Below are 13842 nucleotides of genomic sequence, written 5' to 3'. Positions count from 1 at the left end.
GCAAGCCTAGCTCAATCCCATGATTTCACTATTGACCACTTGGGGGAAGTGCCTAACGGGCGTCGTGGCCGGCGTGGCCCTGGCGGCGCCGGTGGCGGCCCAGCAAGTCGGGGCCCCGCGCGACACTTCTTTTACGGTGGCCAGCGCCTTTGCCAAAGCCCGAAAAAACAACCCCGCCATCAGCATTGCCCGGCCGGCTGTTCCGGCCTCCATTCAGTCGCGTCCCAACCAAACCTACTGCGCGCTCGGCCCGCGCGAGTTGAAGCTGGACGTGTTTTACCCCAAGGCCAAGCGCCGGAAAGGCTACCCCGCCGTGCTCCTCGTGCACGGGGGCGGGTGGCGCTCCGGCGACCGGTCGCAACACGTGCCCATGGCCCAGCAGCTCGCCGCCAAAGGCTACGTGACCGCAACGGCCGAATACCGCCTCTCCACCGAAGCCCTGTACCCCGCGGCCGTCACCGACCTGAAGGCCGCCATCCGGTGGCTGCGGGCCAACGCCGCGACGTACGGCATCGACACCGCCCGCATCGCCGTGTGGGGGTTTTCGGCCGGCGGGCAGCTGGCGGCCCTGCTCGGCACCACCAACGGCGACCCGCAGTTTGAGGGCAGCGCCTGCTCCACTGGCCATTCCAGCAGCGTGCAGGCCATCGTGGACGTAGACGGCACCCTGGCCTTCATCCACCCCGAGTCGGGCGAGGGCGACGACAGCAAGGGGATTTCGGCCGCCACGCACTGGTTTGGCGCGCCCAAAACCCAGAAGCCCGAACTGTGGCACCAGGCCGGGGCGCTCAACCACGTCACGGCCCACACCCCGCCCATCCTGTTTCTCAACAGCTCGGTGGACCGCATGCACGCCGGGCGCGACGCCATGACCCGCCAGCTCGACGCCTTTCGCATTTACCACGAAGCCCACACTTTTGAAAGCGCGCCGCACCCTTTTCCCTTGTTCAATCCCTGGTTCGAGCCCACGCTCAAGTACACGGCCGCATTTCTAGACCGCGTTTTCAGTGCTGGCCGATGAAGGGTAGGGCCGCCGAATCCGTGCACCGAATTCGTGCACAAGGGCAGCCACTCCGGCCCGGCACACCACCGTGGCAACCGTGCCGCGCCGGAATCGACCCTGGCCTGCTGCTAATTGACCTGGATTCGGACGATGACGCGGAGGAAGGTGCCTTCAGAAACGACGGCGACGGCGGACGAGCGCCTCAGGAGCCGGGCGCCGCGGCTACGGGCTTGAGGAAACTGTCCAGCACGAAGTAAGTACGGCCTTGGTGCTTAATCTGGTACCACCGGCTTTTGTGCCCGATGACTTCCACTTTTTCGCCGATGCCGAGGCCTGGTTTTCCTACCGAGGACGTGGTGCGCTCATAGAGCAGCGCGGCCGGGGAGGTCACGTAAAAATAAGCCGGGTAGCGTACCCCGCTTTCCGCAGCTGGGGGCAGTTCGGTGGTGGGAGCACAGCTGGAAAGTAGCAGCAGGAAGGCTGCCAGGAGAAGCGTGGGTTTCATGGTTCCAAACTACGAAGAACTTAGCCAACGGTGCAGCTGCCAACTTACGGGCCCCCGACCAGCCGGGCCAAAGCGGTACGGAGCCGCCGCGTTTGCTTTACTTTAGGCCGCTTCATCTTACTCGCCACCTTCCATGCCCTTGAAAACCATACTGACGGCGCTGGTCGCCAGCCTCGGCCTGCTGGCCGCGGCGCCGGTCCTGAACACCACCAAAAGCCTCGAAACGGTCAAAGCGCATTTCACCCGCAGCCTCCAAAACCACCCGGACCCCGCGAAGTACCCGCGCTCGAGCAACGCCGACGGCAGCTTCAGCGCCGTGGCGTCGAGCGACTGGACCAGCGGCTTTTTCCCCGGCAGCCTGTGGTATTTATACGAGTACACCAAGGACAAAAAATGGGAAGCCGAAGCCCGCCGCTGGACGGCCGGTCTCGAAAAAGAACAGTTCAACCGGGGCACGCACGACCTGGGCTTCATGCTCTACTGCTCCTACGGCAACGGCCTGCGCCTCACCAACGACCCCGCCTACCGCGCCGTGCTGCTCGCCGGCGCCAAGTCGCTGATGACGCGCTTCAACCCCCGGGTGGGCGCCATCAAGTCCTGGGACACGAAGCAGTGGCAGTACCCGGTCATCGTCGACAACATGATGAACCTGGAGCTGCTCTTCTGGGCCACCAAAGCCAGCGGCGACTCCAGCTACTACAAAGCCGCCGTGACGCACGCCCTCACCACCATGAAAAACCACTTCCGGCCCGACAACAGCTCGTACCACGTGGTGAACTACGACACGCTGACCGGCCGCGTGCTCGCGCGCGAAACCGCCCAGGGCTTCGCCAACGAGTCGGCCTGGGCCCGGGGGCAGGCGTGGGGGCTGTACGGCTACACCGCCACGTACCGCGCCACCAAAGACCGCCGCTTCCTGGCCCAGGCCCAACGCATTGCCGACTTCTTCCTGCATCATCCCGCGCTGCCGGCCGATAAAGTGCCCTACTGGGATTTCAACGTGCCCACGCCCGGCCCCGCCAACGAGCCGCGCGACGCCTCAGCGGCCGCCATTGCCGCCTCCGGTCTGCTCGAACTGAGCCAGTACGCCGGCAAGCAAGGCGCGGAGTACAAACAAGCCGCGCTGCAGATATTGGAGAGCTTGTCGAGCCCGAATTATTTGGCCAAGCCCGGCACCAACAACGATTTCGTGCTCATGCACAGCACCGGCCACAAGCCCGCCAAAAGCGAAATGGACGTGCCGCTGGTGTACGCCGACTATTACTATATCGAAGGCCTGCTCCGGGCCCGGAAGATGGGCATCAAGTAGGCAGCCTTCTTTTAAACAAATCCATAAGGTCCGTTTCCAGCCAGAAAACGGACCTTATGCTATTAAGTAGTGGACGGTTGACGTACCTAAAGCGTCGCGAACAACGGCTTAACTGCCAGCCAACGTTGTGCTTCTCGTAAGTTTTCCCGAACACTGCCGAGTTCGGTGGCTGGCTTCGTATTTGCTTTGCAGTCTTAAAATCATCTGCTTTTCCCGCATGCATTCTTTATATCTCCGGTTAGCCGCCACGTTGGCGGTGCTTTTCACGCTCCAAGCGCCCGCGGTCGCCCAGGCCCGCAACAACGACGGCTTTCACCGCGTGAACGGGCAAATGCACGTGCTGCGCAACGGCCAACTGCGGCCCATGACGCGCGACGCGCGCCTGCCAACCGGCGTGGTGGTCACCAAGGACGGCTTTTTGGTGGCGGCGGACGGCAGCCGCACGGAACTGCGCGAGGGCCAGGGCTGCGACCTGCGGGGCCGGGTGGTGCCCGTTGCTTCCGTGGCCGGCGGGTTGGCGCTGGGGGCGCCGGCCCCGCAACAGCGCGCGGCAGCCAGGTCAAACTCGGCGCAGGTACGCAGCGTGCTGGAAGAACTGCTGGGTGGCCGCCGGGGCGACGACGAGCGCGACGAGGACCGGTACGAAGGCGACAAGGAGTACGACAAGAAAGTAGCCGAGCAGATGCGGGAACAGCGCAAGAAGGAAGAAGAATGGCTTCGCGAGGAAGGCAAGCGCCAGGAGGAACACGGCCGCGGGCGAGACAAAAAATGGAAGGAGAAGGGGAAAAAAGGCAAGAAATGGGACGATTAGCCCGAGCTTCTGCTTCCCACATCAACAACGCCCGCCAGCTCACGGAGAGCTGGCGGGCGTTGTTGATGTGGGTGGTGAGCGAAATGCGTTGGAAACGAGCTTAGTTGCTGTCGATAACCCGGCCCGAGCCATTTGCCGAACCCATTAGGCCCTAGCGCCGCGGAAATAAGATGTCGAGGATGTCGCGCCCAACCGAGCCGGGCCGGCGGCGCTCTTCTTCGCGCCAGTCGTACTCGGAGTCGTAGGCGCGGTCGCCGTGCAGGACAAAGGCGCCTGGCTCCAGGCGCACGCCCGCGAGGCTGCTGCAGGAGCGGGGCGGCGGTTGCTGTCCGGGGGGGCGGTTGGGGTACCAGAGATGCGGCACTCCCCGGGCGGCGGGTAGTGGCCGCGCGGCACGCCTTCTAGGCGGCGCGGGCCCGCGGTGCCGGCCGGAGGCAGCACCACGCGCCCCAGGATGCCGCCCAACACGCCGCCCGTGCGGGTAGTGCGGCCGTTGCCGTTGTCGTAGCGGCCGTCCCGGTCTTTGTACCGGTCGTCGTCTTTGTAGCGCTCCTTGTCGTCCTTCTTCCTGCCCTTGTATTCTTTATATTTTTTGTCTTTGCCGTATTTGTATTCTTTTTTGTCTTTACCCTTATCCTTATCGTCGCCACGGCCTTGGGCGTACACACAATGGTTAGACAAAGCCAATATACCGACGGCAAGAAGTACGGGTATGGCTTTCATATTGGGCAGGAAAAAGTGAAATTTGCAAGCTGTACGGTAGCCTCCTGGCAAAGTTCGGACCAACGCTGTTGTGTGGTCCGCGTATCAAGCCCCCATTAGCCGTCGCTTCGTTGCCCCCATGGTATACCAATCCCTGTTTTCCCCCTTTCCCGATTCCCAACGCCAGCGCCTCTACGAGCAGGTATGGGCGGCCTTAGAAGCCGAAACCGGCGGCCCGGCCACGCTGTTGCTGGGCAACTTCGCGGTGGAAGAAGGCGGCGAAGCGCTCGACGCCGTGGTCATCCGCCCGCTCAGCATCACGCTGCTGGTGCTGGTGCCCGGCGGGGGGCGGCTCAGCATCCCGGCCCTGACCTACGGCGCGTGGAAATTGAACGAGCAGCCCCTGGCCGGCACCGCGCTAAACGCCGACAACCCCTTTGAGCAGTTTCGGCTGCAAAAACAGGTGCTCACCGGCTGGCTCGAACCCCAGCTCAGTCCCGAGCAGGCCAATCTGCAGTTTATCTCCGGCCTGGTTGTTTTCGGCGGCCCGGTTTCGTTCGGCCCAGAAGTAGAGGAGCAGCTGACCCAGCAGCCCGGCGGGCATTTTCAGCCACTGGCCGATGCCGCTCAACTGCCGCGCCGCCTCAAGCAGCTGGCCCGCCCCGAAATTGACCTTACCGACGAAGAGCTGACCCAATGGGCGCAGGAATTGACCGAGGTTCCGGCCCCGCCGCTGGCCTCGGTTGCGGCAGCCACGAGTTCGGGCACCGAGCTGGCGGAAGCCGCCCCGGCCCCGAGCCCCTGGGGCAAGCTGTGGCGGTGGCTCAACGCCGAAGACATTCCGGAGGACACGCCGTACGGCGGCGCCTCGCCCCAGCAAGTGCAAGCCAGCAACGCGGAAAAGCAGCGCCTGGAGCAACTGCAGCGCCAAGCCCAGGCGCAAGTCGACGCCAAGCTGCAGGCCATGGAAGAGCGCGAGGCCGAGCGCGAGCGCAGCATGGCCGAGCTGCGGGCCCAGCTTGCGCAAGCCCCGCCCGTCACCACGGAGGCCCAGGCCTTGCGCGAGCGGCTGGCCGCCGAAACCCAGGAAAAAGCGGCCCTGGAAGCCGCCATTCAAACCTCCCGCGCCGAGGCCGAGGCCCGCAACCGCGACCTGGACGGCAAAATCAACCAGTTGGGCCAGCTCATCGAGCAGCTCAACGCCCGAGCGGCGGAACCTTTGCCGGCGGGCCCGGCGCCAGCCAGTGCCCCCGCAAGCCCTGCCGCCGTGCGCTCCGCACCCAGCATCCCCAGAAGCGAGACCAACCACCGGCAGCTGCGGATATGGCGCCGGCGCCTGCCGCGGGTGGCGGCGGCGGTGGGCGTAGCGGGCCTGATTGGCGCGGTCGGGTGGGGCCTGAGTCACCTGACCACGGGCCCGCCCAAGCCGTACCAGGAAAACGGCAAGTGGGGGTTGGCCGATGGCAGCGGGAAGCCGGTGGTGGCGCCCAAATACTCTTCGGTAAGCGAATACAAGCAGGAGCGGGCCGTGGTGGAAGACAACGGCGTTTACGGGCTAGTCGACGAAGCCGGCCAGGAAGTGGTGCCGCCAGCCTACGACGCGCTGAACCCCTACGCGGGGGGCTACGCCCGGGTCCGGGTGGGCGACGCCTACACCTTTCTGGACGAGCAGGGCCAGGAATTTGCTGACTACTACTTCAACGCGCTGGATTTTTCCGAAGGCTACGCCGCCGTGCTCGACCACCGGGGCTGGTACTACATCAGCGGGCCCGAGCCGCCGGACCCCGCCAAGGCGCCGGTGCTGTTTCAGGAGGCGTACCCTTTCCGCGAAGGGCTGGCCCGGGTGCGCCTGGCCGACGGCTACACCTTCATCACCAAAGATTACCTGGCCGACCCCAGCAAGGGCACAGAGCCATTCGGGCGCTACGAAACCGCGTCAGACTTCGAAAAAGGCCAAGCCCGGGTGACGCAAAAAGGCCGCAGCTTCATCATCGACACCGACGGAGACCCGGTGGAATAAGGGCAACAGCGTCAGCACCCTCATTGAAAGAAGACCGGCGCGGCTCCCTCCGCCAAAAGCCCCTAGTATAGCACCAGCCGCTGCTGGCTTTCGCCGGCCGCGCTTTGCACGCGCACCACGTACACGCCCGCCGCCAGGCCGCGGGTGGGCAGCTCGGTGCGCACTTCGGGGCGCAGCAGGAGGGTAGGGGCCACCTGCTGGCCCAGCATGTTGCTGACGTAGCATTTCGCTCCCGCCGGGGCATCGTCGCCGGTGAGCACTATCTCGGCCGGGGTTTGCGCGGAAGATGGGTTGGGGAACAGCGTGAAATGCGAGCCCGTTGGGCCGGAGGAGGCCGCCGCGGCGGTTACTTCACCCGTCACAACCAGCGTGTAGTCCTCGGTTTCGCCGTACACCCCGGTGGCGCAGGCATCGGGCAGGGTCGCGTAAAAGTCGCTCTGGGTGCGCACCCGCAGGCGCGTCCAGCCGTTTTTGGCCGTGGCGGGCACCGTGAAGGTGGTCGTCAGCACGTTGTAAGTCGGCCGGATTTGGCACAGCTGCTCGCCGGGGTCGGCAAAGCTGCCGTTGTGGTTAAAATCGGCCCAGGCGTAGATGACCTGGGTGTAAAAAGAACCGTCCGGAAGGGTGGGAACGCGGGTGCGCAGCGTGTAGGTGCCGGCCGGGCGCACCGTTCCGCCGTTGCCGATGAAAGAAGAATACGTGCCACAGCCCGAGCCCACGTTGCTGAGCACCGGGGTGGTGCCCTGCAGCACCTGCACGTCGTCGAGGTAGATGGGCAGGCCCGTTGGCCCGCAGTTGCTGCCGGTGAAGGCCGCCGCGCAATACGTGATTTCGGCCACCCGACTGGCCTCGTTGCTGAACCCCGCCTGTGCGTTGATGGGCTTCACGCGGTAGCGCGCCAGCGCACCGGCCGGAGGCGAGGCGTCGGTGTAGGCCGTCGCGTTGGCGGGCGCGTAGCCCACGGTCACAAAACTGGTCCCGCCGCCCACGGCCCGCTCCACAAAATAGCCCAGCTCGGTGGTGGCGTTGTCGGTCCAGCCCAGGGCAATGCCGCCGCCGTAGGGCACCACCGCGGCCGTGAGCTGAGATGGCGCGGGCGCGGCGGCCACGGCGCAGGTGCGGGCGGCGTGCGCCGTGAGGCGGGTGGCTTCCATGCGGGCAAACTGGCCCGGCGTGAAGGCGTTGCCTCCGCACTGCCAGTAGCTCATGGTGTTCGCCATGAGCGGCGTGAACAAGTCGCCGTTGGCGTCGGTGATGGTGCCGGTGTACGCACAGTTGCTTTGGGTGGCGCCGGGGCGCTCAAACGGGTCGGCGGGGGTGTCGCACAGCTGGTCGCCCTTGGCCGTGCAGTTGGTGCGGCGCACCAGTTCGCGCTCGCTCACCACGGGGTTGTTGCCGTCTTGCTGGGGGTGGGCCAGGCCAAACACGTGGCCAAGTTCGTGGGCCAGCGTGCGGGTGTCGCTGCACGAGAGCAGGGCCCGGCTGCCCGAGATGTAGGAGTAGCCGCACACCACGTTGCCCCCGGTGCTCACCGAATGCGTGTAGTAGACGTTGATGGCGTTGGGGTTGTCGTTGGGGCCGCACATGGCGTTTTCGGTCGGGCCCGAAGCCAGGTCGTACCAGGCCGAATTGTCGAGGTGCTGCACCGGGCCGCACACGTAGAATTGCATGTTGGCGCTGGCCAGCAGCTCGTTGGTGCCCGCTATGGCCCGGAAAATTTCTTCTTCGTTGGTGCCGCCGCTGCCGTCGTTCAGGCGCACCACGTGCAGGCTCAGGGGCACGTACACCATCGGGCCGCCCAGCGTCTTGCGGGCGGCGAGGCGCTGCTCCACCGGCACCACGTCGCGCAGCACGCGGGCTCGGTCGGCGGGGGTGGTGGGGGCCGTGCCGCACCAGGTGGCGGCGGGCTTGCTTTGGGCTTGAATCTGGGGAACACGGTGCAGCAAGGCGGCCAGTAACAAGCCGCCCATCCTGCAAAGGGCACCAATTCGGGTAGAGAATATGGCCATTTGACGATACCAACCCACTCACGTGCTGAACCTCAGCACTTACGAGGATTGTGGATATATACGCCAAATTAAGAATTTGCTGGGAATATTCTTACTAATTACCAAATTAGTTTTATTGACGAGGTTGGCTTCACCGACCGCCCAACCGGCTTAGGGCAAGCGGTAACGGTCGGCCACCACCTGCTGCGGGCCGGTTTTGCGGGCGCTCGTGGGGCTGTCGAAGGCGATGAGCACGTGCGCGTCGTCGAGCAGCGCCATGCCCTCGGCGCGGTCCTTGCCCGCGGTGGGGCCGTGGCCGTGCGGCACGTCGAACAAGCGGCGTAGGTCTTTCGAGCCCACCAGGCTGTCGGTGGCCTGGTCGGTGGCGCGCGTCCAGCAGTACACCGCAATGGTGCCGTCGAGGTCCATGGTGGGGCCGGCCAATAGCAGCAGGTCGGGGCCGTGCAGGCGCAGCTCGCGCAGGCCCATGCCGCCCAGGTCCAGAAAGTGCTTTTTGTAGAGTTTCTCGGTGGCGCCGGGCACTTCGCCCAGGCGCATGCGGCCGTGCTTGTCGTAGCGGGGCAGCAGCTCCAGCACCAGCGCCCAGCCGCGCAGCACCGGCCCGCGCAGGCCCACAAACACGTGCCCGGCCGTGGTCACGGCCAGTCCCTCAATGTCGAAGCCGTTGTCCTTGCCGGGGATGCCGAGGAAGGGTTTCAGGTGCGGGTCGTGGGCGAGGGCTTCCAGCAGCTCGTTGGTCTCGCCGTTGCCGTGGAGCTGCGCGGCGCTCAGGGTCTGGGCGGGGTCGGTGGGGTGGGGGGCTTCTTTGTGCAGCTCGAAGTTGCCGGTGTCGGGGTTGCGCAGCAGCGGAATGCGGGCCAGCAGGTAGCGGTTGCTGTCGGCCTTCACCTTGGCCAGCTTGGCAATTTCCTTGGCGGTGTCGCGTCGGTGCTCGTCGGGCTGCTTGCGCTTGAGGCTGTGCGAGCCCACCAGCCAGAGGTAGTGGCCGGCGTCGGCCAAGCCTTCGATGTCGATTTCGATGGCTTCGTCGCCGGGCAAGTCCAGAAAATCGGCCAGCTGGTAGGAGCAGTGCTCGCCAAAGTCGTGGGGGCCGGTGCGGCGCAGGCGTTCGATGGAGGTGCGCTCGTCGCAGCACACCCACAGGTTGTCGCCGGTGAGCAGCGTCGACGACAGGCCGTCGCGCACGTGTTTCTTCTCGGCGTTCAGGCTGAGTTTGGGGTCGAAGTGCAGCGTGTAGGGCTGGCGGCGCATGGGCGGGGCGGAGTGGGGAGTAGTGGGGCCGCAACGCGGCGCAGCCCCACAAACGGGGCGCGACGCGCGGGGTTGGCGCGCGGCAGGGCAGGAGGCGGTGGTTAGGCTAGTAATAATTTAATAATCAATTTTTTATTAGAATAAAAATTGCTGGGATTCAAGGCCAATGAGCAACCCGGCAAGCAGTTCCCCGGGCGAACCACTTTGGCAGAGCCAGGGCTGGGGGGGCTGTTTCGAACCCATTGCATTGGTTCGGCCGTATAGCCCTTTAGCAAGTTGTTCTTCAACCCTATTTCCCTTTTTTATGAACACGAAACCACTCTTCGCCGCCCTTGCCCTGACCGTAGCGCTGGCCTCGCCCGCTTTCGCGCAGGACGGCATGAAAACCAAGAGCGACGACGAAAAAACTAAAACCAAAGCCGACGGCACGACCACCAAAACCAAGATGGCGGACGACGGCAAAATGAAAGTCAAAGGCAAGTCTGACGCCGGCGACAAGATGAAAGCCAAAACCAAGCCCCGCCAGGATGGCGCCATGGGCAGTAGCACCAGCGGCAGCATGACCACCACCTCGGCCACCACTTCCACTTCGACCACCACCGGGGGCGTGATGGTGGGCGGCGCCATGATGACCCCCGACAAGGACATCGTGGACAACGCCGTGGGCAGTTCCGACCACACCACCCTAGTGGCCGCCGTGAAAGCCGCCAGCCTCGTGGAAACCCTCAAGAGCGCCGGGCCTTTCACCGTGTTTGCCCCCTCCAACTCGGCGTTTGACAAGCTGCCCGCCGGCACCGTAAACTCGCTGGTGACCCCCGAAATGAAGCCCACGCTCACCAAAGTGCTGACCTACCACGTCGTGCCCGGCCGCCTCACCGCCGACCAGCTCACCAATGGCCAGGTGCTCACCACCGTGGAAGGCGAGCAGCTTACGGTGATGAAAAGCGGCAGCAGCGTGATGCTGAAAGACGCCAAGGGCGGCACGGCCACCGTGACCATCCCCAACGTCATTTCCAGCAACGGCGTGACCCACGTGATTGACACCGTGCTGATGCCCGCTAAGTAAACCAACCTGCCCCAGCGGCAACAAAAAAGGCCCGTCGGTACCGACGGGCCTTTTTTTGTGGAACGAGGGTGCTTACTCTATCATCAGGCGGCGGCCTACGGTGCGGCCGTCGGCCAGCACCAGCCGCACGGTGTACACGCCCGGCACCAGGGCCGGCAGGCTCAGCACGGCTTGGCCGGCCTGGGCGTGGGGCTGCTCCCACACCAGCCGTCCCACGGCGTCGAGCACCGAGGCTTGGGCGAAGCGGGGCCCGTCTATCCGCACCGTGCCGCGCGCCGGGTTGGGGTAAATGCTGAAGGCGGCGGCCTCACTGGCCGGTACCGTGGCCGTGGCCACGGTGTTGGTCATCACGGGGCGCATCATCAGCGCGCCGCGCCGCACGCCGCCTTGCAGGGCAAACTCGGCGGTGGCCCAGGTGCCGATGTTGTTGCGGTTCCAGAAGTAGCCCACGGGGAAGGTGCTGTTCAGGTCGAGGCCGTAGTGCAGGTCGCGGCCCGGCGAGGCCGAGGGCTGGGAGTAGCCCACGTAAAAGGTGCCCGACACCCGCACGGGCTGGTCGAAGGTGATTTCGTAGTACTGCCAGCCGGCCGGCAAGGGGTTGGGAATGACGGCCGACTTGGTCGCCACGGCCACGTCGCCGGGCTTGCCGCCATTGTCGGCCCACACGCTGATGGTAACGGGCCGGTTGGCGCGGTCCGACGCCGTAAACACCGGGTACAGGCGCAGCGAGCGCACGTAGTCGGGTTGGTTGAGGTCGAAGCGGTAGGCGAAGGCGGCGGGCTGGCCCGTACTGTAAGCCACCAGGTTGGTGATGTTTTCGGCCGTGCCGTCGTCGTAGGCGTAGTAATTGTTCAGTTCCGCGTCCCGAAAAATGGTGTCGTTGGCCAGCGTCCGCGGGGTAGTTTCTTGCGAATTCAGGGCCATGGTGTAGCGCAGCACCTTGGGCGAGCCGGTAGTGGGCAGGGCCTGGGTAGCCGCCGAAGTGGTAACGGGCGTCTGGCGCGGGTTGCTGCGAATGGCCTGGTTGGTTTGCACCCAGGAGCCCACCACGGGCCCCAGCGGCGCCTCGCGCACCGAGTACTGCACGTCAACCAGCAGCGGAATGGTGCCGCTGAGGTTGGTGAGGTTCACGCCCAGGTTGGGGTTTAGCTCGCTGCTGGGCGGGCTGGCGGCGTTGAACTGCCACACCGGCATGGCCGCGTACTTGGCCAACGGGCTGCGCAGGCCGCCCGAGGGTATCTCGCCCTGCAAGCCCGCCCCGGTGGCCACGTCGGTGAAGGTGGTATCGGTCAGCCCGCGGCTGCGGCCGCGGTCGAGCACCACGTAGTCCACGCTGAAGTTGTCGCTGTTGTCGGACGTGTTGCCGCTGGCCACAAACCGAAACTGGAAGTCGGCGTGCAGGTACTTGGCGTCGTTGAGCGACACCACTTGCTGCCGGAACGGCGTGCGCACCCGCTGGCTTACGTAAAACCACACCCGCTCCCACACGCCCTGGTTGTTGCGGGCGTACAGCTCCAGCCGCACCGGGGTGCTGCCGCTGTTGCCGTTCGGCACCCCAACCAGGCTGCCCGCCTGCCAGGCAAAGCTGAGGTACACCTGGTCGTTGGTCGTGAGGCCGCCCAGGTTGATGGGCTGCGAAGTCAGGGTATCAATGTTGCCGTAGGCATTAGTGACAATGTTGCTGTAGCTCTGGCCGTTGGCTTTCAGGCCGTCGAGGGTGGCCGCGCCGCGCGTGAGCGGGTACACCGCCAGGCGGTTGCTGACCAGCGCGCCGCCTTTGGTCACCCAGTTGGTGGCCTTGGGCGCACCCTCCAACGGCGAGGTGAAATCGTCAAAAAAAGGCAGCGTGAGGGCCGTGGTGCGGCGCAGAATCTGGCCTTTGGGCAAGGCCGCCGGGGCCAAAGCCGCCCGCGCGGGGTCGGCGGGCAGCGGCAGGGCCGGCGCCACCACCTGGGCCGAAGCCGAGCCGGCCAGTACCAGCAGCGCCGGCAGCAGCCAACGATGCGAAGTGCGGAAGAATTTGGTCATAGAAAGGGGCTATGGAAATCTAACGAGGGCAGGTACGGAAAAAGTGCACCGGTACAGTACGGATGCAAGAGGCTTCGCCGATGATAAGTAGTCGTGCAGAAATAAGCGTAACAGTGGGCCGACGTAACAGTGGGCCGAGCCGCCGGTCCGACCGCCCTAGGCGGTCCGACCGGTCGTCGTTGCCCTGATGTGGCCTGCCCACTAACCGGTCGGACCGGAAAATACCCTTACTTCTGCGCGGACGCCAGATGAGCATGACGGGCTATCCCATGCCTTTACGTTGAAGCGGCCTATTTGGCTATCCAAATGTCCACCAGCTGGCCCATCCGAATGGTGGCGTCGGGGCCAGGCACGGGGCGCTGGCGCACCACGGTGCCGGGCACCTGGCCGTCCTCGGCGGGCAGCTCAAACACTTCGCCTTTTTGCAGGCCTTGGCCCACCAGCAGCGTAATGGCTTCGTCTTCGGGCATGTTCACGAGGTTGGGCACGGCAAAGGTTTGGTTGCCTTCGCCGTCGCCCACCACTAGGTCCACTTTGGTGCCTTTGGCAATGGGGGCGCCGGGCACGATTTCCTTGCCGTTCACCAGCTGCTTCAGCACTTCGTTTTGGGCCAGGTCGGGCACCAATTGAATCTGACCCACCGACAAATCATAGCTCTTGAGGATGAGCATGGCGTTTTTGGACGTGCCGCCCGTGAGCTTGGGCATCTTAATCACCGGCGGGTTTTTCATGCTCACCTGCAGGTAGATTTTGCGGCCTTCCTTCACCTTCTCGCCCGGCGCGGGGTCTTGCACCAGCACCGTGAGGGGACGGATGTTGGGACTGTAGCTCGAGTCGTCCACGAAGTAGGCCAGGTTGCGCTCTTCGAGGTAGTTTTCCAGGTCGGCCACGTTCATGCCCGTCACTTTGGGCACCGTAATGGTTTCGCCGTGGTGGGTGCTCATGGGCAGGTACACGTAGAAAAAGCCCAGCACGAGCAACAGCCCCACCACCCCAATGAGGAGCAGGTGCTTGAGAACGTCGAGCGGGGTATCAGCTTTTAAAAAGGCCATCTTTCGGTGAGCTACTTTACGTTGAAATTATGAACGGCCGTCATGCAGCGCGCAGCGCAGCATCTCGCGTGGAGCAGTAACTCAAT

Annotated in this window: 11 protein-coding genes; 5 read left to right on the top strand and 6 right to left on the bottom strand. The window is 64.8% G+C overall.

Going from position 1 to position 13842, the window contains the following annotated elements:
• The first annotated feature begins 19 nt into the window (after positions 1-19).
• The gene (locus tag VF629_RS06200; protein ID WP_331057588.1) at positions 20-1021 is read left to right on the top strand and encodes an alpha/beta hydrolase; all 1002 of its coding nucleotides are present in this window, start codon (positions 20-22) and stop codon (positions 1019-1021) included.
• Between the two features lie 184 nt (positions 1022-1205).
• Here the strand turns inward: VF629_RS06200 and VF629_RS06195 are convergent, their stop codons facing one another.
• On the bottom strand, positions 1206-1508 hold the full coding sequence (locus VF629_RS06195) for a hypothetical protein (RefSeq protein WP_331057587.1): 303 nt from the start codon (positions 1506-1508) through the stop codon (positions 1206-1208).
• 133 nt (positions 1509-1641) lie between these two features.
• Here VF629_RS06195 and VF629_RS06190 point away from each other — a divergent pair, with 133 nt between their 5' ends.
• Positions 1642-2817, top strand: coding sequence for a glycoside hydrolase family 88 protein (locus VF629_RS06190; protein ID WP_414653851.1), 1176 nt, complete (start codon positions 1642-1644; stop codon positions 2815-2817).
• Between the two features lie 217 nt (positions 2818-3034).
• The gene (locus VF629_RS06185) at positions 3035-3628 is read left to right on the top strand and encodes a DUF6799 domain-containing protein (RefSeq protein WP_331057585.1); all 594 of its coding nucleotides are present in this window, start codon (positions 3035-3037) and stop codon (positions 3626-3628) included.
• Positions 3629-3772: 144 nt separating this feature from the next.
• On the opposite strand, the gene VF629_RS06180 is transcribed toward VF629_RS06185, so the two are convergent.
• A complete protein-coding gene (locus VF629_RS06180; RefSeq protein WP_331057584.1) occupies positions 3773-4351 on the bottom strand; it encodes a hypothetical protein in 579 nt (192 codons plus the stop codon).
• 118 nt (positions 4352-4469) lie between these two features.
• Between VF629_RS06180 and VF629_RS06175 the strand changes: the two genes are divergently transcribed.
• Positions 4470-6350 (top strand): WG repeat-containing protein, encoded by a 1881-nt coding sequence (locus tag VF629_RS06175; protein ID WP_331057583.1) that lies wholly within the window; start codon positions 4470-4472, stop codon positions 6348-6350.
• Between the two features lie 62 nt (positions 6351-6412).
• Here the strand turns inward: VF629_RS06175 and VF629_RS06170 are convergent, their stop codons facing one another.
• Positions 6413-8320: a GEVED domain-containing protein gene (locus tag VF629_RS06170; RefSeq protein WP_331057582.1), complete on the bottom strand. Its 1908-nt coding sequence runs from the start codon at positions 8318-8320 to the stop codon at positions 6413-6415.
• Positions 8321-8509: 189 nt separating this feature from the next.
• A complete protein-coding gene (locus VF629_RS06165; RefSeq protein WP_331057581.1) occupies positions 8510-9610 on the bottom strand; it encodes a DUF3616 domain-containing protein in 1101 nt (366 codons plus the stop codon).
• A gap of 559 nt (positions 9611-10169) precedes the next feature.
• Between VF629_RS06165 and VF629_RS06160 the strand changes: the two genes are divergently transcribed.
• Positions 10170-10676, top strand: a complete 507-nt coding sequence (locus VF629_RS06160; protein WP_331057619.1) for a fasciclin domain-containing protein — start codon at positions 10170-10172, stop codon at positions 10674-10676.
• A gap of 72 nt (positions 10677-10748) precedes the next feature.
• Here VF629_RS06160 and VF629_RS06155 read toward each other — a convergent pair whose 3' ends face one another.
• Both VF629_RS06155 and VF629_RS06150 read right to left on the bottom strand, forming a co-directional pair.
• Positions 10749-12704 carry a T9SS type A sorting domain-containing protein gene (locus VF629_RS06155; RefSeq protein WP_331057580.1) on the bottom strand — a complete coding sequence of 652 codons (1956 nt, stop codon included), beginning with the start codon at positions 12702-12704 and terminating at the stop codon, positions 10749-10751.
• A 290-nt stretch (positions 12705-12994) separates the two neighbouring features.
• Positions 12995-13756: a PASTA domain-containing protein gene (locus VF629_RS06150; protein ID WP_331057579.1), complete on the bottom strand. Its 762-nt coding sequence runs from the start codon at positions 13754-13756 to the stop codon at positions 12995-12997.
• Positions 13757-13842: the final 86 nt, after the last annotated feature.

The sequence above is a fragment of the Hymenobacter sp. genome, from assembly GCF_036388155.1.
In the GTDB taxonomy this organism is placed as follows: domain Bacteria; phylum Bacteroidota; class Bacteroidia; order Cytophagales; family Hymenobacteraceae; genus Hymenobacter.
This window is presented reverse-complemented; position numbering and strand designations above follow the sequence as displayed.